The sequence below is a fragment of the Bradyrhizobium sp. CB1015 genome, from assembly GCF_025200925.1.
Lineage (GTDB): Bacteria > Pseudomonadota > Alphaproteobacteria > Rhizobiales > Xanthobacteraceae > Bradyrhizobium.
Genome location: NZ_CP104174.1, coordinates 4,134,961 through 4,153,499, shown reverse-complemented (window position 1 = coordinate 4,153,499; position 18,539 = coordinate 4,134,961). Strand labels below are relative to the sequence as shown.

Genomic DNA, 18,539 nt, shown 5'->3' with positions numbered 1-18,539 from the left:
AGAATAACGAGCGGAAGCATCAGGAGGGTGAACTGGCTCCCCGCGCAGACGTGGAAGGCTGCTGATGCCGCACCGCTGTCCTGCTCGCTTGGGCTCAGCACTCAGCGAGCGGGGAAAAGTCTGCAATGCGCCCATTGTTGGCGATAAGTACGGCGATCGACTGGCTGAACGAAAAGATCGGTAGCATCTGCAATATTCTGGTGCTCGCAGCCTGCCTGGTCAGCGCTGCCAATGCGATGATCCGCTACGCCTTCAGCTACAGCTCGAACAGCTGGCTCGAAACGCAGTGGTACATGTTCGCCGTCGTCGTGATGTTCGGCGCATCCTACACCTTCAAGCGCAACGAGCACGTCCGCGTCGAGATCCTTTATCTCATGCTCTCCGAACGCGGCCAGCTCTGGCTGGACCTGATCGGGACATTGGTCTTCCTGGTCCCGGCCTGCCTGCTGCTCAGCTACCTGTCATGGTCTATGTTCTACAATTCGTTCGTCATCGGCGAAATGTCCAACAATGCCGGCGGCCTGCTGCGCTGGCCGATCAAGTTTGTCCTGCCGGCCGGATTCTTCATGGTGGCTTTGCAAGGTATCTCGGAGGTCATCAAGCGCGCCGCCGCCTTGCGCGGTGAAGTCACCATCGATGCGAAATACGAGCGGCCGACCCAATGATCACGATCGAGATGATGCCGCCGCTGATGTTCGGCGGACTTGTCCTGGCGATGCTGATCGGCTTTCCGGTCGCCTTCACGCTGGCCGCCCTCGGGCTTTCATTCGGATTTCTCGCGATTCATTTGGGGTTTTTCGGGTTCAGCTTCCTCCAGGCGATCCCGGAGCGCATCTACGGCAGCGTCCTGGCCAACGAGCTGCTACTGGCGATCCCATTCTTCACGTTCATGGGCGCGATCCTCGAACGATGCGGCCTCGCGGAGGACATGCTGGATTCGATGGGGCAGCTGTTCGGCCCCGTTCGCGGCGGTCTCGGCTATTCCGTGATCATCGTCGGCTTCATCCTCGGTGCGATCACAGGCACCGTGGCCGCGCAGGTGATCGCGATGGCGCTGATCTCGATGCCGGTCATGATCCGCTACGGCTACAACATGCGCTACATCACCGGCGTGCTCGCAGCCTCCGGCACCATAACCCAGCTGGTGCCTCCTTCGCTGGTGCTGATCGTGCTCGCGGACCAGCTCGGCAAGTCGGTGGGCGACATGTATCTGGGCGCCTGGGGGCCATCGATCCTCCAGATCGCGTTGTTCGCGGGCTACACCTTCGTTCTGAGCATCGTCAAGCCGGGCCATGTCCCGGCGGTGCCCAGGGAAGCGAGGACGCTCAAGGGCTGGGCGCTCTGGCGCAAATGCCTTCTGGGCATCATTCCGTCCGCCGTGCTGATCTTCGTGGTGCTCGGCACGATGATGCTGGGCCTCGCCACGCCGACCGAAGCGGGCGCGATGGGCGCCGTCGGCGCGATCGTCCTCGCCGTCATCCATCACAAGGATTTCAGCTCGGCCGGCCACAAGGTCTTGCTCCTCGGCGTCGCCGCTGCCGGCATCGGCACCATCATCGGCATCTATTTCGCGCCGAACCTGCCGTTCAAGATCGCCTTTGCAGTCGCCTATCTCGCGGTGGCCTGGGTCTGCATCGAGGCGATCAGGATCCCCGACCTGCGCACCCTGGTCAAGCAGGGCTATGAGACCACCATGCGCATCACCTGCATGGTGACCTTCATCCTGATCGGATCGACATGCTTCTCGATCGTCTTTCTCGGCTGCAACGGTGGTGTCTGGCTGGAGCACATGCTGACGTCCCTGCCCGGCGGCGTCTGGGGCTTCCTGATCTTCATCAACCTGTTCATCTTCTTCATCGCCTTCTTCCTCGATTTCTTCGAGATCGCCTTCATCATCATCCCGATGATCGCGCCGATCGCGCAGAAGCTGCTTACCCCCGTGGTCGGTGCAGACGCCGCCTTGATCTGGTTCGGTGTCATGCTTTGCGTCAACATGCAGACCTCTTTCCTGCATCCCCCCTTCGGCTTCGCCTTGTTCTACCTGCGCGGCGTGGCGCCGAAGGAGGTCAAGAGCTCGGACATCTACTGGGGCGCAATGCCCTGGATCGGACTGCAGGCGATCATGGTCGCGGTCGTCATCGCCTTCCCGATCACGGTGACGGCACTGCTGGATGCGCCGGTGAAAGTGGACCTGGACAAGATCAAGATCGAGATTCCGGACGTCGAGCTGCCGCCGCCACTCGATTTCGGCCAGCCGAAGAATTGATCTAAAGGAACATCTGCTTCTGAACGGAGTTCGTTCAAGGCTCAGGATTGGCGCCTGGAGCAGCCCGATGCCGTACTTCCCAACCGGCCAAGACCGAGACCTGCGCATCTGCAAGGTGCTCTCTGACGTCTTTTGCGCGAGCTTGCTGGCCACCTTCTCAATCGTCTTTTTCGGCTGGCTCGGCGGCATTGCCGCCTTCGTCGTGCTCGAAGCTGGCCTACTCGGACTCGATTGGCTCATTCCGAGCACGGATGACGCGGCCGGGGTCGTTCGCTGACGGCGTTAGACCAATCTCGGCGGCCGCTAGTCTGGCCTGATACAATGCTCCCGAAAGGCCGTTCTTAATTCCGCCAGTTGGTCGCTCGTCGCTCCCAGCTCTGCGTCGGTCTGACTTGCAGGTAGATCCATCTAAGCGATCGGACGATCGAACTGGCTCGCCGTGAAGTCGCACCTCTCGCTGCCGGCATATTGTTGAGCATTGGCTCGTCGCTGTGTTGGCGGAACAGGTTTCCCGCGACCCGTCCTCATCTTCCTGTCTGGCATCCTTTTGTTCGTTGCCGAGCTTTCCATTGCGCGCGCTCTCAAATCGCTGGACAGAGGGAGGGCCCGTGCTCGTGACCGTTCTTGCCGGCACCAGCGGCGACCCGCCGCCGCAGTAGCGTCCGAAGCGCATTATGTGACCAAACCATCGTTTACCTTGAACAGGAACCCGGTTCCTGAGATTTCACCTATGGCGCTTTCACCGTAGCGGATCGGACATTGTGGATTCCGGGACTTCGGCATGAAACTGGCATGACAACGCACTGGGAACTCCTTATCCTTTCGCTTTGAGCGTGTACAAGGGGGACAGCGGTGACTAACACTGGCGTATGCCCGATAGCGTCGCGTGGTGATCGGCACGGCCATGATGTCGTTGCCGGCCTCACGCCGGGCATTTCGTACGCTTTGGTGCGACATGCACCGCGAGAGATGTTGCGCGTTTTGCAGTGCGGCCCTACCGTCACCGTGGAAATGCATTGGCCGTCGGGAGAGCCAGGCGTCTTCCTGCGATGCCGTGTCGAGCTGAGCCCGAAAGACCAGTGGCGGTTGCGGCATCGGCGACACGCCCATCAGGCTGCGAACCATCAATCATCTCAGTTGGCTATCCTTTCAATGACGTTGCTCCTCGCCGTTTGCGGCTGGATCGTCGGCGGAGCCGAAGGAATGCAGCGGGCGCTCATGGGAAGCACGCCCCGTCCGGACGAAACGGTCATCTCGCGCGAGAACATGTATCGCTGGTTCGGCGCCCGCCTGCTGTCCCACGTCGAGGTGCCGGACTTGTTCGCCATCTTGACAAGGGTTTGCAGCCGAGCGGGCCTCGTCCGACTACCGGATCTCTATTGCCTGCCGGCACCGCGCGACATGAATGCCTATGCGCTTGGTGGACCGGAACGCAGCGCCATCGTGTTGACCGAGGGCCTGCTGCGCGGCATGACGCGCGACGAAATTGCCGGAATATTGGCCCACGAAGTCGCTCATATCCGCAACAATGACTCCTGGACGATGAGCTGGGCGACAGCATTGCGTCGCGCGATCGGTTGGACCTCGCTGGCCGGTCTCGCGCTGCTGCGAACCAGCCGTCATCACGGTGGCATGACAAGCGGCCCATTGGCGACGCTGCTGAGCGCAGCGCCAACTCTCGGTCAGCTCCTTGGACTCGCGCTGTCGCGCGTGCGCGAACTGGATGCAGATGCAACAGCGCTCGAGCTGACCGGCGACTCGCGAGCGATCATCGCCGCACTCGACAAGCTGGAGCGCCATCACACCGGCTCTGCGCCGAGGCGCTCGTCCGCATTCGTGCACGATCCGATGCGCTTGCTTCGCAGCCATCCCCCCACCTGCGAGCGCGTCGGCACATTACTCAACCTCGCCTATTAGCATTCGCGTAAGTTGACACGATGCATATCGGAAAGCTCGCTGACCAGGCAAAGAGTGCTGACAAAAATCCGCGCGGCTTGAAATTTTTGCAGAGTTTGATCGTCGCCAAAATATCGCCGCGCTTTCGCGAAACTATTTTGACGTGAGTACGTTTCTCGCGTCTCTGCTCATTTCAGAATTGGGGAGAAGTCAGCGTAATTGCAGAGCGTCTGAGCGGACGCAGGACGTAAATGACAAATGGCTGGCCACGTTGCCAGCGAGGAAAACCCGCTCCCACATCTCTCAACGGCTGTCATTTTAGCCGCTCTAAGACATCTCACCGTTGGCTTGTCGCTTGAGGGTGCAACTCGCGCCTTTCAACGGATTGACATTGCCCGCGGCGGAAATTTCCGCGCCAAGACAAGAATTGAGTTTGAAGGTCCACCGCCGTCGCACCGGCGTGACGGACCGCGATTGCCTCCGAAGGGATCGCGCACGCAAACGGCCTTCGTGGGAATTTGGGCTGAGGGCACCACACATCGCAAGGAGACAAGCGATGACCTACTATGACACCCTGCAACAGACCCTCGGGCATAGTTCGCCATTCGGACAGTTCGGTCCGCAACAATGGGGATCGGGCGCATTCGGTTCGCAAGGCGGCCAACAGCATGGCGGAGGCGGTCTTGGATTGGGCCAGGCGGCTTACGGGCAACAATACGGACAGTTCGGCGGTCAGCCGACTTTTGGTGGATATGGCCCCGGCTGGGGCGGGCAGATGGGCTCGGGTCAGCAGCCGTGGGGCGGACAACAGCGCCAGCTTTCGCCGCAGGACGTGAATGAAGTCGTGCGGCAACTGGTACCGGCACTGCCTCAAATTCTCGCGCAAGCTCAAACTCCGTTCGCAGGAATCGGCTATGCCGCCTATGGTCAGGCGCCGCGGCAGCTAAGCCCGCAGGACGTGAGCGAAGTCGTGCGGCAGATCCTGCCCATCGTGCCTCAGATCGTGGGAATGCTGCAGGGCCAGCCACAAATGCAACATTCGGCCATGCACGGCGGTCTCGGCCTGGGTCAAATGGGAGGCCTCGGCCAATTCGGTCAGGGTTATCCGGCACAGACTCATCCGGCGCAGATTTGGGGTCAGCAGTTCGGCGCGCCGCAGTTCCAGGCGGCGTTCGGCGGTCCCATGGGCCTTGGCCAACAGCGACAACTGACGCAGCAGGATGTCGCCGACATTACCCGTCAGCTGATCGGCGTCATTCCCCAGGTCATCGGCAACCTTCAAGCCTACAGCCAGCAGCGGATGATCTGACCGCACGGTGATCCGCGACCGCCGCCAAAAGCGGCGGTCGTGCCTGCCATTGCGCACGCTTCCTCCGAAGGAGACCCTCATGTCGGATTCCAATCCCTCCGCCGCATCCGCATCACAGCGCCACTCCTCAGACATTCAGCAGCTCGTGGGCTTGCTCGGCAATCTGATGCCGCTGCTCCTGCGCCTGCAGTCGCAAGCGTTCGAGCAGCCGTTCCGGACTACGTCCGGCAACTTCCCGATACCAAACCCGGTGCTCGATCATCAGGCTGCGGAAAACATGATCGGAGACATGATCACAGAATCGCTACGCGCGCTCTCTGCCTATCTCGAGGCCAACGCCGCACAGCATGCCGGCCTGGAAAGCTGCATTTCGATCGTCACCCAGGCGGCCAACAAGTTTACCGAGCGGGACTATGCTCAGGCCTTCAACCTGATCTGGTTCGCCTATCGCGCGATCGAAGCCGCCCGCGCAGCCGATCCCCGCCTTCCGTTGTTGCGACAGGCTTCGATCGATCGCACGCAATCCTCTATCCACTGAAATTACGGAGGTGACGCCATGGCAACAAGTCCAGATGATCCGCGACCGACCTCGAGCGGCCATCAACGCAAACCAGTGCGCACCACTCAATACATAATCGCGCCAGCAGGCCCCGGCGTCAGCGCTCAAACGCTGGCCGAACAACTGAACAAGTTCGGCAACATCCTGTGGACTCATGACCAGCGCGGCGTCAGTGGTCCGCCAATTGCGATCGTACGCATGCCTGACGAAGCCGCCGCCGCCTTGCGCCGCTCCGCGGGCGGCAGCTTGATCATCGAGCCGGACAACCATCTGCGAGCTGCATCCTTTGCCGGCCCGGCCTCGTCTTTAATCCCGGCGGCTGCGACGATGACCGCGCTCGGGCCGGATCTGAAGGTGACGATCCGGGTCGTGAGCCAAGCAGGTACGCCTCTGGAACAGGCAACAGTGCGGCTCGTAGGCGAGCAAGGGTCAGTTCAAGGACGGACGGATGATGATGGCAGCGTCGTTCTGACGCTGCAGGACGAAGTGCCGGAAACAATCGCCGCCATATTCGTGAGCGCGCGCTCCGGCCATTGGGGCTTGTGGCAACAGCAGCCCTATGTCGAGACCGATGCGGTGAACACCCTCACCCTGAAACCGTTGCTGCTACCTGGCGGGCTGCATTGGGGCGGCGAAGCGATGCGCTTTGATCAGATTCCGAACCAATGCCGCGGCGCCGACGTCAAGGTCGCTCTCATCGACAGTGGCGTGGCGACCAGCCACAAGCAATTGGCTGACATCAATCACGGTATCGATGCCAGGGGTGGCGAAGAACGCTCATGGTCGAATGACGCCACTGGCCACGGCACGCCTTGCGCGGGCATCATCCGTGCGGCTGCGCAGGCAGATCACGGCATCCGCGGCTACGCGCCTGACAGCGAGCTGCTTGTTTGCAAGCTTCCCCTGGATGCCCGTTGCAGCGACCTGATCGCGGCGCTCGATGATTGCCTGCAAAACGGTATCGACGTGGCGTGCGTTGGAGTCGGTTGTGAGCGCGGCTCCGTGCTGGTTGAGCAGCGCATTGCTATGGCAAAGCAGCAAGGCGTCAGCATCATCGCCGCTGCCGGCAACTCCGGAGCGGGCGTGCTGTTTCCGGCCTGTTCTCCGCATGTCTTGGCAGTCGGTGCAGTCGGACAGATGGGAAGCTTCCCGGAAGACAGTCCGCAGGCGGCGCAAGCCGCAGCAGCCAGCACGGCGGCAGGCGGGTTGTTTGTGCCGCCGTTTTCCTGCCGCGGGTCCGAGCTCGACCTGTGCGCGCCTGGTGTTGCGGTCATTGCCTGCCAGTCGCCGGATGGCTACGCGGTCTGCGACGGCACTTCGCTTGCAGCGGCTCACGTTGCCGCGCTTGCAGCCTTGATCCTTGCCGACCACAGCGACTTCAAGAGTAGTTTCATCGCAAAGGACGTTCACCGGGTCGAACGGCTGTTCCAAATTCTGAAGGAGACGGCGCAGCCCGTCGGTCATCCCTGGCAGACCGGGGCCGGCTTGCCGGATGCAGCCCGCGCGCTCGGCGTCTGGTCCGAGCGGCGCCCCCCTGCGTTGCCGCTGAATGCCGGATTGCGCGAGATGCGCAGCGCCATTCGGCGAGTCAATCGGGTTCAATTCGGCGCAAGCGAGGCAATAATATTCGAGCCGCCGCGCGGTCCGGCCAACGTGACGCGGCTTCCGCTGAACCCGGCGCCTCTGGCGTTCCAGGCTGCCGGCGGGGAAACAGCAACCGTGCATGAGCTCAGAGCAGCGATGGCGCTCGCAGGGCTTGCGGAGGGACGTTAGAATATGATCGGGACCCGGGGGCAGGCCCTTTCGGGAGTCCATGCCGTCCGGTGCGTCGGCGAACGGTCATTTTCGACCGACGCCGCGGGTTTCCCCCGCGGTTCGACGTCTGCTTTTCCTCAAAGCACCTACTCACTGGAGTGGCAACGAATGACGCGAAGGGCAGCCAAAAAGCAGACTTCGCGGACACCTCGTTCCAAGGCAGCTTTGGCCCCACGAGCGGACCGACGCTACCCTGATCGCTGCGCGAGCGAATGCTCGAGGAAAAAACGCATCATTTCCCTCGTTGCGTCCGGTCCTTTCGGATCGGTGTAGGAGCCAGCAGGGCTGCCTCCGGACCATGAGTGTCCTGCGCCGTGGATATTCCAGTGCTCCAATATTCCGCGCCCGCTCGCGTCGCTGAGGATCGTGCAGGTGTAGGCATGGCCTCCAGGTACCTGGCCGCGGTCAATTTTCTTTTGCAGCCGCATGGCTCGCACAGACTGCTCAAGAATTTGATCACCGTTGTTGGGATGAACGATTGTGTCGTGATCGCCGTGAAAAACAATGGTCGGGACAGGTGGCCCGTCACCAACACCAGCCCAGCGATTGGGTCCCCCGCCTTGTCGCATGGCGACCAACGCAGAAGGAAGGTCAGTGGCGGCGCCGCAAGCAAGTCCAGAATGTACGCCAATTGCTGCGTATAGATCTTTATAGGTGTCACCCATGACAGCAGCAGCGGCAGCTCCGGCCGATAGTCCACCGACATAGACACGATCTTTATCAATCGGAAAATCGCGCATGACCTGACGAGTGATCCCCGCAATGATCGAGGGTTCACCCCTGCCCCGCTGCTGGTCGGCTGCGCGAAACCAGTTCCAGCATTTCGCGCGGTTTGCCTCGCTACGCTGCGCCGGATAGACCACAAAGCAGGATTTTTCCTCAGCGATGAAGTTCATCCTCGTACCCGCGGCGAAATCGTCCGGGGATTGGGTGCAGCCGTGCAGCATCACGATCAAGGGAAGGGGTTGGTCCTTATGACGGCTCGGGATGAAGAGCTTGTAGGCACGGCTTCCCGCCGGATTGCTGTAGCTACCTTCGATGAATCGTGTGCCGTCAGGCACGATATCTGCCGGCGAGGGCGGCTTGCGCGCAGTAACACCCCGCAATGCAAACTCACCGCGCTGCGTTGCGCGGTCAAGCAACCCGCGGAGCATGTTGGCTTCCGCCGGCGTCACGTCCGGGCCGTTGTTCTCCTCGATAACATTGGCCCGCACGTCGATGATTGTCGGCTCTTCAAGGACGAGCTGGGCATTGCGCGAAGTCGGGCCTGGCGCACCTCCGCCGCGCAGCATGCGTTGCAGCAGCGCGGTAGCCTCGATGAGCCGACCAGCGCGCGTCAGGCGCGTGGCTTCTCCAATCATGTCCTGTCTCAGCATCGCGTTCACCGCGTTCTATCGGCGAGGGCGGCCTTGACCGCCGGACTGGCTTGCAAAGCGCCCAGGACGCAGACCGACGCAATCGCGGCGCGAGCAAGCTCGGGCGTGACATCTTGAGCGATGCTGGCAAGGCCCAAGACGTTGATGTGGAGCATTTCGCGGGCTTGCCGCGCCGCTTCGAGATCTTCGCGGCTGAAGTGCCTCAAACCCAGATCCAAACCTTTTCGGGTGGCGGACCTCTTCAGGACGTCGGCATGACGCTCTAACTGGTTGCGGATTGCCGTTCGGATGAAATCGGTGCGGTTCGAATAGAAACCCTCCTGCACCATTAGGTCGACCTGACCAAGATCGACATAGCCAAGATTGATGGTGATTTTTTCGCTGTCCGAAGGCTTCGGCCGGAGTTCTCGAACGTTGTCTGCCATGGCCAAATTCCATCCACCTACCATCTATACAGATGGAGTACGGATGGAGTGAAGATTTGTCAAGTCCTAAGGAACGTCAGGCCGTTTGCCGCCTTTCACATGCATCGGGGGCACGATGTTTCCGGCTTTCACAATCAGCGACGCCTATAGAAGGTCCGTTGGCGGCCTACTGGAGATTGCTGGTTACGGGCCGCATGAAGCGGCATGGGATCGGCTTGAGCATGCCGACTTGCGGCTACGCTGGTACGCGCCTTTGACTGCAGACGCCTTGCCGGTATTGCTCGTACCTGCCCCGATCAAGCGTCCGTACATATTCGATCTCTTGCGCAGCGTGAGCGTCGTGCGACGTCTCATCAAGGCGGAATTTGCCGTCTACCTATACGAATGGCCGGAGGAACAGGAGTGCAAATCGGACCTCGAATCCAGCATAAGCTCGCTCAGGCTTGCAGCTGAAACGATTGCGACCCGGCATCGCGGCCAATCCATCCTCGTTGGGCACTCTCTTGGTGGGACCCTCGCCGCGATCGCTGCATCTATCGGGCCGCACCTAGTCAGCAAGCTCGTGCTGGTTGAGGCTCCCCTGAAATTCGGGGAACATACCGGGGCGCTAGGCCCGCTTGTGCGGTCTGCGCCAACACTGCCGCCCGATCCTGTTCCGGGAAGCCTGCTCGACCTAAGTAGCGTTGCCGCGGCGCCGGAAGAATTCGTGATCGGGCCTTATAGCGATAGCTGCGCAAGCGTGCTGGATCCGGAAGCGTTAGCAATCCACCTTGCCGTTATTCGTTGGAGTCTGGACGAGTTCGCGCCCAGCGGCCTACTGATCCGAGATGTCATTCAGCTGCTCTATCGCGAAGACCAATTCGCCCGGAACGAGCTTCATGTGCTTGGGCGGAGTGCCCGATCGGACTCGCTGGGCAAAATACCCGTCGCGGCGATTGTCGATCATACAAGCCGGGTGGTCCCATCCTCATCTGTCTTAGAGGTTTTGAAGGATCCTTTGATTTTTTCGTATCAGCCCGAAGTCGGAGTGGCGCTTCAGCACGTGGGACCACTTGTGGGCAGACGCGCGCAACGAGAGATCTGGCCGAAGCTGATCAATTGGATGCGCGGCCGCTAACTATGATGCCGACCCAAGGGCCATTTTCCATTTCACTTGCTTTGACAATGGACGCCAATCCTCAGGTCGGCTTGAGGTCAAAACGCGAAGCGCCGACCGATACGTCGCACCCGCCTCATCGTTGCGTGCTTCTGGGACAGCGACGGAGCAATCGCCAATGGTGAACCCCGGTTGTCTGAGGCGACACGATGCGGAAATTCTCACGTGAGCGAAGAGGACAGCCAGCCTCCTGTATCAACTCTCTCAGAATGTGATCGCGGTGCGCGAGGTGCCGCGCCCGGCCGACAGACACCTGGCCCTAATATTTCGTCATTGAATTGACGGCCTCCACAATGGCAGCGGGGTCTGCGTGCGTGACCATATGTCCGGCATTCGGAACCAGATGAAGATCGGACCGAGGCAGCGCTTGATGTAAATCTCGGGCTTGTTTCTGTTCGATCACCTGGTCCTCTGCTCCATGGAATATTATCACGCGGGGGCCCATGGTCGAATAGTGAGCTCGGAACTGTGTTGCAGTTGGAATGAGAAGTGCGCTTTCCTGCGCAGCCGCCCTCAATTGTGTGGGCCTGAGAACGAGAGACGCTGGAAATTCATTCTTAAATGTCGATGGGACAGACCGGGGCGCGAAAATCTTGCGGAGGGCTCCCGGCAACATGGCCCACGAGATGATCGGCGCGACAGTGTAGCTGACCAAGTCGCCCAAGACCGGTACGGCCGGACCTGACATCAACCACACATCCAATCGGATGGTCGGGAAGTAGTAGCCGGACGCAAGCACAAGACCCCGGATCGGATAATCCTTCCGCATGCCGAGAGCGATAGCGACCAAGGCGCCCCAAGAATGGCCCAGCACCACAGGATCGCGGATTCCGAGTTGCTCGAGCCCCTTCACCAGCAGAGCTGCTTGAGCCGCTGCGCTCCATACTCGGAGCCGCGGCCGCTGACTATAGCCAAAGCCCGGGCGGTCGAAGCATATCACGCGATTGCTGCGGGCAAGAAGATCGGCCAGCCCACCGATTATAAAGTCCTGGATCATGGATCCGTTGCCATGAAGCAGCACGACGCAAGGAGCCGCGGGATCGCCCCGATCGATATAGTGGAGTACCACGCCGTCGCACTCGAGAAACTTCCCGATAGGCGGATTCCTTCGCTCGGCCAGTTTGGAGAAGCCGATGTTGCCGATGACAAGAAGCGCCAACAACAAGGTAGCGATGAGCAGTACGGTTTCAGCGGTGGTCATGACTGAACCTTGAGATAGGACCGAGAACATCTGGCCCGCAGCGCGAGCAGACGAGCCCAACCAAGGAATAATTGGAAGTTGAAGTGCTCGTTCCTGCGCGCAATCGCGGAGGATTGATTAAAAGATCGCTCGGCCGGAACGGTCCAGAATTGCTCACGTTTGCTCGCTAAGGATCGCATGTGACGAAGCGCATAAGGATCCGATCTCACCAACAAGAACGATGGAGCAACGAAATGGCCAATGCACGCCAAGAGGAAAAGCCCACCCAAAGCCCTGAGGACACAATCCGCCGCGCCGGCGAGAGGACGGCTGAGCAGACCAGACGGATCGGCTTGGCTACCGCCGAGGCCGGGGAGGAGGTGGCGCAAGCCAGCGGCCATCTCTTGCGGCAAAATACCGAGATGTTGCAAAACGCTTGGCGCTTCGGGCTCGACATGGCGGCGGCCATAATGGGTCGCTCGACTGATCAGCTAGGTCGCACGATGGGTTTGACCGGCAATGAGGCGCAGCAGGCAGCGGAACGCTCGGTCCGCAATGCCGAAGCAATCATGTACTCTACGACCGCAGTCGCCAAGGGAATGAACGGTGCATCGCGCGAGTACTTCGATTTCGTTCGACAGCAGATCGAGAGGACCATGGACCGCACGAATGAACTCTGGCGCTGCCGCACTCCTCACGATTTGGCCGCTGTGCAAACCGATCTGATGCGCGACACGATCAGGAGTGCGTTGGATACCAGCCGCCGGATGGCGGACTTGTCTCTGAAGGTGGCGGACGATGCCGGAAATCATATATCTCAGAGCATCGAACGCATGCTGCAGGCTGCCTAGGCGCGGCTGGCACAGTCATGGCGCACGGCGCGGCGGACTTTCGGCCGCGCATGTGCCTAGGTCCGCCGAGCATGAGCGCAATGCTCTTTGGACTTCATCGATCGAAGCGCACCCAGGCCGCGCATCCAATGGCACTATTTCGGATTAGGCGATGATAGAGGTCTACCACTGTTTTGCCCGACGGATCAACAATTCGAACTCGGCATTCAAGGTGACGCTGCCAAGTCATTGATAACGTTGCACCCACCTACTGTGCATGGGGTTGTTTTCGATGTTCATGTTTGACGACCGCCGAAATGCCCAAACGACAACGCCCCGGAGCCTTCGCTCCGGAGCCTCGCATGCGACAGATGACGCGGTCAGCTTTGCGAGCGCCGGGCCATGAAGATGTCGTAGCCGACCTCGGCCACCTGGAACCAGGAGTAGCCGTCGCTCGTGAACTTGGCGAGCGAGTCGTGGACCTTCTTGAAGCTCGGATTGGTCGCAGCGACTTCGGCGTGCAGCTCCTTGGCGGCCTTGTAGCAGGCATCCATGATCGACGGCGAGAAGGCGTGCAGCTTGGTGCCGCCGGCGAGCAGCTTCTTCAGCGCCAGCGGATTGGCGTTGTCGTAGCGTGCCATCATGTAGTTGTTGGCGTAGTGGCCGGCCTGCTCCAGCACGCTCTGGTAATATTTCGGCAGCGCGTTCCATTTGTCGAGGTTGACGAAGGCCATCAGCATCGGTCCGCCTTCCCACCAGCCGGGATAATAATAGTGCGGCGCGATCTTGTAGAAGCCGAGCTTCTCGTCGTCATAGGGGCCGACCCATTCGGCGGCGTCGATCGTGCCCTTCTCCAGTGCCGGATAGATGTCGCCGCCGGCGAGCTGCTGCGGCACCACGCCGAGCTTCTGGAGCACGCGGCCGGTGAACCCGCCGATGCGGAATTTCATGCCCTTGAGATCCTCGGGCGTGTTGACCTCTTTCCTGAACCAGCCGCCCATCTGGCAGCCGGTGTTGCCCGCGAGCAGCGAGACGACGTTGTAGCCCTTGTAGAACTCGTTGAGAACGTCGCGGCCGCCGCCCAGCATGTACCAGGCCTGGTTGATGCGCATGTTGGGACCGAACGGCACGGCCGAGCCGAAGGTGAAGGTCGGGTCCTTGCCGAAATAGTAATAGGACGCGGTGTGGCCGATCTCGCAGGTACCGTTCTGCACGGCGTCGAGCACCTGGAGGCCCGGCACGATTTCGCCGGCCGCGAAGATCTGGATCTGGAATTTGTTGTCTGTCGCCTCGGCGACCATCTTGCACATCATCTCGGCGCCGCCAAACAGCGTGTCGAGCGATTTCGGCCAGCTCGTCGGCATGCGCCATTTGATTTCCGGCATCGACTGCGCGATCGCGGGAGCCGCGAGCGTGGCGGCGCCGGCCGCACCAAGTCCCGTGACCTTGATGAAGTCTCTTCTCTTCATGATTTCCTGCCCTGATGGATCTGCTTGTGGAGCCTTCTTGCCGAGGCTTTCCGACAGCATGGAACATCGCCGGGCCGAATGCCATCCCGATCGCGCCGTGATCGCAAAGAAAAAGCCCGGCCTCCTGGAGAGGCCGGGCTACTGGTCTTACGACTTAAGCCGTAGATCAGCCGCGGGTGCGCGAGCGGATCATGAAGGTGTCATAGGTGTATTCGGCAACCTGCCACCACAGATATCCGTCGGAGCGGTAGGCCTGCATGGCGTCGATCGACTTCTTGAAGTCGGCGTTCTTGGCCGAGATCTCCGCCCACAATTCGTTGGTCGCCTTGAGGCAGGCTTCCAGCACCTCGTTGGTGAACGGACGGAGCTGGGTGCCGCCGGCGACCAGGCGCTTCAGCGCCGCCGGGTTCTGCATGTCGTAGCGCGCGGCCATCCAGCTGTTGGCGGTCGCCATCGCGTTGGTGAGGATCGCTTGGTAATTCTTCGGCAGCGCGTTGAACTTTTCCAGGTTGGCGAAGGCATGGACGGTCGGACCGCCTTCCCAGAAGCCCGGATAATAGTAGTACTTGGCGACCTTGGCGAAGCCGAGCTTCTCGTCATCGTAGGGGCCGACCCATTCGGCGCCGTCGATGGTGCCCTTCTCCAGCGCCGGGTAAATATCGCCGCCGGCGAGCTGCTGCGGCACCACGCCGACCTTCTGCAGCACCTGGCCGGCGATGCCGCCGATGCGCATCTTGAGGCCGGAGAGATCGGCAACGGTCTTGATCTCCTTGCGGAACCAGCCGCCCATCTGGGCGCCGGTGTTGCCGCAGGGGAAGCCGATCACATTCGACTTCTTGAAGAACTCGTTGGCGAGCTCGTTGCCGCCGCCCTGATACAGCCACGAATTCTGCTGGCGCGCATTGAGGCCGAACGGCACCGAGGCGAAGATCGCAAACGTGGGATCCTTGCCGACGTAGTAATAGGACACGGTGTGGCACATATCGACCGTGCCGTTCGAGGTCGCATCGAGCGCCTGGAGGCCGGGGACGATTTCGCCGGCGGCGAACACCTGAATCTGGAACTTGTTGTCAGTCATCTCGGCGACGTACTTCGCCACCTGCTCGGCGCCGCCATAGATGGTGTCGAGCGACTTCGGGAAGCTCGAAGTCAGGCGCCACTTCACCTCGGGCGAGGATTGTGCGATCGCCGGCGAGGCCACCGCGGTCGCCGCCGCGCCTGCTGCCGACACTTTGAGAAAATCACGACGCTTCATCTTCAGGTCTCTCCTTGCTGGGGCGTTTCCCCTTGGCTTCTCTTATGCCGCCGCGCATTCTGGCGACGCGTTGAGGTCGCGTCGAACCGAAGGGGCTTGACTGCCGTGGGCCTTTAACACGGCCAGCCCGGTTTCGGAACGCGACAATGGCATGACGGGGCTCTACGAAAGTCGCATGTCCCCGCAGCTCGCCGCGGCGACCGGTCAGGCCGCGGCAATGACGCCCTTGAGCTGGTCCCGGACCTGGCCGGCAATGGCGCGGTAGATCGCCGCATGAGGGCCGTCCGGCTCGCTGTCGACGACGGGATTGCCGGCGTCCGAGGTGGCGCGAATCGCCATGTGCAGGGGGATCTCGCCCAGGAATGGCACCCCCAGCTTCTCGGCCTCATGCCGGGCGCCGCCATGGCCGAAAATGTCCGATCGCGTGCCGCAATGCGGACATTGGAAGTAGCTCATGTTCTCCACAATCCCGAGCACGGGCACGTTGACCTTCTTGAACATGGCCAGTCCCCGCCGCGCGTCGATCAGGGACAGGTCCTGCGGGGTCGAGACGATCACGGCACCCTTGAGCGGCACGTTCTGCGCCAGCGTGAGCTGGGCATCGCCGGTGCCCGGCGGCATGTCGACGACCAGCACGTCGAGCTTGCCCCATTCGACGTCGCGCAGCATCTGCGTCACCGCCGACATCACCATCGGGCCGCGCCAGATCATCGCGGTCTCCTCCTCGACCAGGAAGCCGATCGACATGATGGCGAGGCCGAAACGCCGCAGCGGAATCATCTTGCGCGCGTCGTTCAGCTCCGGCTTGTCGCGCAGGCCCGTCAGGCGCGGCACCGAGGGGCCATAGATGTCGGCATCGAGCAGCCCGACCTTGAGGCCGAGGTCGCGCAGGCCGAGCGCCAGGTTGAGCGCGGTGGTCGACTTGCCGACGCCGCCCTTGCCGGAGGCGACCGCAATCACGGCGGCAACGCCGAGAATCTCCGATTGCCGCGCCATCGGCGACCCACCGCCCTGCGGCGGCTTGTGGGCATGGGCCGGCTGCACGCCGGGCGTGCCGCGGCTCGGCTGCGGGGGTGGCGGCGGCGCGGAGCCCGGCTTGCGCTCGGCGGTCAGGGCCACCATGACGGTGGTGACGCCTGGAATGCTGCGCACGGCGGCTTCCGCTTCGGCCCGGACGGATTCCCAGGCCCTTGCCTCGGCGGCGTCGACATTGATCGAGAAGAACACCTTGCCCTCGGAGGCGCTGATCGCGCTCAGCACATTGGCATGGGGGAGCGCGACCCCGCGGGGCGACTGGACCCCCTTGAGGCTGTCGAGAACCTGTTGCTGCGTCACGCTCAAAGCGCATCTCCTGGAGTTGAGGATGCCCCATTAGAGCGGAAACGCCCAAAAGGCTACTGCCTGCCGATATCGTCAGCCTTTTCGGCAGGCGCCGCCCCCTGCTCCCGGGCGGCCTCGTAGTTCAGCTCGATCATGACCCCGTTGGGATCGTGGACGAAGATCTGCCAGAGATCGCCGCCGGGCACCTGGCGGGACTCGAACTTCACTCCCTTTGACGCCAGCCGCTGTTTCATGCCGTCAAAGCCGCGGCTGACGAAGGCGACATGGTGGACAACGCCGGAATCCGGCTTTTGTGGCTCGGCGGTCGGAGAAATGTCGACGAGGTGCACCACCGGCCTGCCCTCGCTGTACATCCAGGCGCCCGGGAAGGCGAAATTCGGCCGTGCGCCTTTTTCCAGGCCCAGCACGTCTTCATAGAAGCGGACGGTCTCGGCCAGATTCCGGGTCCGGATGTTGAAATGATCGAGGACGCCCACGCTCACGCCGCCCATGCTCTCGCTCCCTTGTTTTGAAGTCCTTGGGCCGCCACCCTAGCACAGCAGGCCGCCAAACGAAGCCGTTGCCCTCCGGCCTCAAGGGTTTATGGTGCGCCTCCGGTCCGCCCTCACTGCGGAACCCAGGCGTCCCGCGCCTGGCAAGAACCGTAAACCCAAACTACGGACAAGGTACCACAATGGCTAAAGTCGCTTTCCTCGGTCTTGGCGTGATGGGCTTCCCCATGGCCGGACACCTCGTGAAAAAAGGGGGCCATGAGGTCACCGTGTATAACCGGACCGCGGCCAAGGCGAAGGAATGGGCGGACAAGTTCGGCGGCAAGACCGCGCCGACCCCGAAGGCCGCCGCCGAGGGGCAGGATTTCGTGATGTGCTGCGTCGGCAACGACAACGATCTGCGCGCGGTCACGATCGGCCCTGACGGCGCCTTCGCCGGCATGAAGAAGGGGGCGACCTTCGTCGACCACACCACCGCCTCTGCCGAGGTCGCACGTGAGCTGGATGCGGCCGCGACCAAGGCCGGTTTCAAATTCGTCGACGCCCCCGTCTCCGGCGGTCAGGCCGGCGCCGAGAACGGCGTTCTGACGGTGATGTGCGGCGGCTCGCAGGATGCCTATTCCGGCGCCGAGCCGATCATCACCGGCGCTTATGCGCGGATGTGCAAGCTGCTCGGGCCCGCCGGAAGCGGCCAGCTGACCAAGATGGTCAACCAGATCTGCATCGCCGGTCTGGTGCAGGGCCTGTCCGAGGGCATCCACTTCGCCAAGAAGAGCGGGCTCGACGTCGCCGCAGTGATCGAGACCATCTCGAAAGGGGCTGCGCAGTCCTGGCAGATGGAAAATCGCTACAAGACGATGAACGAGGGCAAATACGATTTCGGCTTCGCCGTCGAATGGATGCGCAAGGACCTCTCGATCTCGCTGGCAGAAGCCCGCCGCAACGGCGCCAGTCTCCCTGTCACAGCGCTGGTCGACCAGTTCTATGCCGAGGTCGAGAAAATGGGCGGCAAGCGCTGGGATACGTCGAGCCTGCTCGCACGCCTGCAACGCTGAAGCTTTGTTGCGGCCTCGTCCGGGGCCGTGCGGCATCATACTTCGTCGCGACCCCGGCCGCGACGAAGTTCAAAACGCGCAAACCGAATGAGCATAAACTTCTGGGGGAGCCTTGT

General features: G+C 61.7%; 17 protein-coding genes. 10 read left to right on the top strand and 7 right to left on the bottom strand.

Annotation, left to right across the window (positions count from 1 at the left end; translation table 11 throughout):
• Positions 1 to 125 precede the first annotated feature (125 nt).
• From N2604_RS18975 to N2604_RS18945, 7 genes are all read left to right on the top strand, one after another.
• On the top strand, positions 126 to 665 hold the full coding sequence (locus N2604_RS18975) for a TRAP transporter small permease subunit (protein WP_260376121.1): 540 nt from the start codon (positions 126 to 128) through the stop codon (positions 663 to 665).
• Positions 662 to 2,266, top strand: a complete 1,605-nt coding sequence (locus tag N2604_RS18970; RefSeq protein WP_260376120.1) for a TRAP transporter large permease subunit — start codon at positions 662 to 664, stop codon at positions 2,264 to 2,266. Before N2604_RS18975 ends, N2604_RS18970 begins: the two co-directional genes overlap by 4 nt.
• A gap of 67 nt (positions 2,267 to 2,333) precedes the next feature.
• A complete protein-coding gene (locus tag N2604_RS18965) occupies positions 2,334 to 2,543 on the top strand; it encodes a hypothetical protein (RefSeq protein ID WP_260376119.1) in 210 nt (69 codons plus the stop codon).
• A gap of 875 nt (positions 2,544 to 3,418) precedes the next feature.
• A complete protein-coding gene (locus N2604_RS18960) occupies positions 3,419 to 4,183 on the top strand; it encodes a M48 family metalloprotease (protein ID WP_260376118.1) in 765 nt (254 codons plus the stop codon).
• A gap of 535 nt (positions 4,184 to 4,718) precedes the next feature.
• On the top strand, positions 4,719 to 5,471 hold the full coding sequence (locus tag N2604_RS18955) for a hypothetical protein (RefSeq protein WP_260376117.1): 753 nt from the start codon (positions 4,719 to 4,721) through the stop codon (positions 5,469 to 5,471).
• A gap of 79 nt (positions 5,472 to 5,550) precedes the next feature.
• Positions 5,551 to 6,009 carry a hypothetical protein gene (locus N2604_RS18950; RefSeq protein WP_260376116.1) on the top strand — a complete coding sequence of 153 codons (459 nt, stop codon included), beginning with the start codon at positions 5,551 to 5,553 and terminating at the stop codon, positions 6,007 to 6,009.
• Between the two features lie 18 nt (positions 6,010 to 6,027).
• The gene (locus N2604_RS18945) at positions 6,028 to 7,803 is read left to right on the top strand and encodes a S8 family serine peptidase (protein WP_260376115.1); all 1,776 of its coding nucleotides are present in this window, start codon (positions 6,028 to 6,030) and stop codon (positions 7,801 to 7,803) included.
• Positions 7,804 to 8,033: 230 nt separating this feature from the next.
• Here the strand turns inward: N2604_RS18945 and N2604_RS18940 are convergent, their stop codons facing one another.
• Positions 8,034 to 9,221: a PHB depolymerase family esterase gene (locus N2604_RS18940; protein WP_260376114.1), complete on the bottom strand. Its 1,188-nt coding sequence runs from the start codon at positions 9,219 to 9,221 to the stop codon at positions 8,034 to 8,036.
• Between the two features lie 5 nt (positions 9,222 to 9,226).
• Entirely contained in the window at positions 9,227 to 9,646 is a 420-nt protein-coding gene (locus N2604_RS18935) for a CopG family transcriptional regulator (protein WP_260376113.1), read from the bottom strand.
• A gap of 115 nt (positions 9,647 to 9,761) precedes the next feature.
• Between N2604_RS18935 and N2604_RS18930 the strand changes: the two genes are divergently transcribed.
• Positions 9,762 to 10,763 (top strand): alpha/beta fold hydrolase, encoded by a 1,002-nt coding sequence (locus tag N2604_RS18930; protein WP_260376112.1) that lies wholly within the window; start codon positions 9,762 to 9,764, stop codon positions 10,761 to 10,763.
• Between the two features lie 298 nt (positions 10,764 to 11,061).
• Here N2604_RS18930 and N2604_RS18925 read toward each other — a convergent pair whose 3' ends face one another.
• Positions 11,062 to 12,003: an alpha/beta fold hydrolase gene (locus N2604_RS18925; RefSeq protein ID WP_260376111.1), complete on the bottom strand. Its 942-nt coding sequence runs from the start codon at positions 12,001 to 12,003 to the stop codon at positions 11,062 to 11,064.
• A 233-nt stretch (positions 12,004 to 12,236) separates the two neighbouring features.
• On the opposite strand from N2604_RS18925, the gene N2604_RS18920 reads away from it, so the two are divergent.
• Positions 12,237 to 12,833: a phasin family protein gene (locus tag N2604_RS18920; protein ID WP_260376110.1), complete on the top strand. Its 597-nt coding sequence runs from the start codon at positions 12,237 to 12,239 to the stop codon at positions 12,831 to 12,833.
• A gap of 359 nt (positions 12,834 to 13,192) precedes the next feature.
• On the opposite strand, the gene N2604_RS18915 is transcribed toward N2604_RS18920, so the two are convergent.
• The 4 genes from N2604_RS18915 to N2604_RS18900 form a co-directional block, all read right to left on the bottom strand.
• Entirely contained in the window at positions 13,193 to 14,281 is a 1,089-nt protein-coding gene (locus tag N2604_RS18915; protein ID WP_260376109.1) for a TRAP transporter substrate-binding protein, read from the bottom strand.
• A 166-nt stretch (positions 14,282 to 14,447) separates the two neighbouring features.
• Entirely contained in the window at positions 14,448 to 15,536 is a 1,089-nt protein-coding gene (locus tag N2604_RS18910; protein WP_260376108.1) for a TRAP transporter substrate-binding protein, read from the bottom strand.
• A 204-nt stretch (positions 15,537 to 15,740) separates the two neighbouring features.
• Positions 15,741 to 16,877: an Mrp/NBP35 family ATP-binding protein gene (locus N2604_RS18905; protein WP_260376107.1), complete on the bottom strand. Its 1,137-nt coding sequence runs from the start codon at positions 16,875 to 16,877 to the stop codon at positions 15,741 to 15,743.
• A 53-nt stretch (positions 16,878 to 16,930) separates the two neighbouring features.
• Positions 16,931 to 17,368: a VOC family protein gene (locus N2604_RS18900; protein ID WP_260376106.1), complete on the bottom strand. Its 438-nt coding sequence runs from the start codon at positions 17,366 to 17,368 to the stop codon at positions 16,931 to 16,933.
• Between the two features lie 182 nt (positions 17,369 to 17,550).
• On the opposite strand from N2604_RS18900, the gene N2604_RS18895 reads away from it, so the two are divergent.
• Entirely contained in the window at positions 17,551 to 18,423 is an 873-nt protein-coding gene (locus N2604_RS18895) for an NAD(P)-dependent oxidoreductase (RefSeq protein ID WP_260376105.1), read from the top strand.
• Positions 18,424 to 18,539 lie beyond the last annotated feature (116 nt).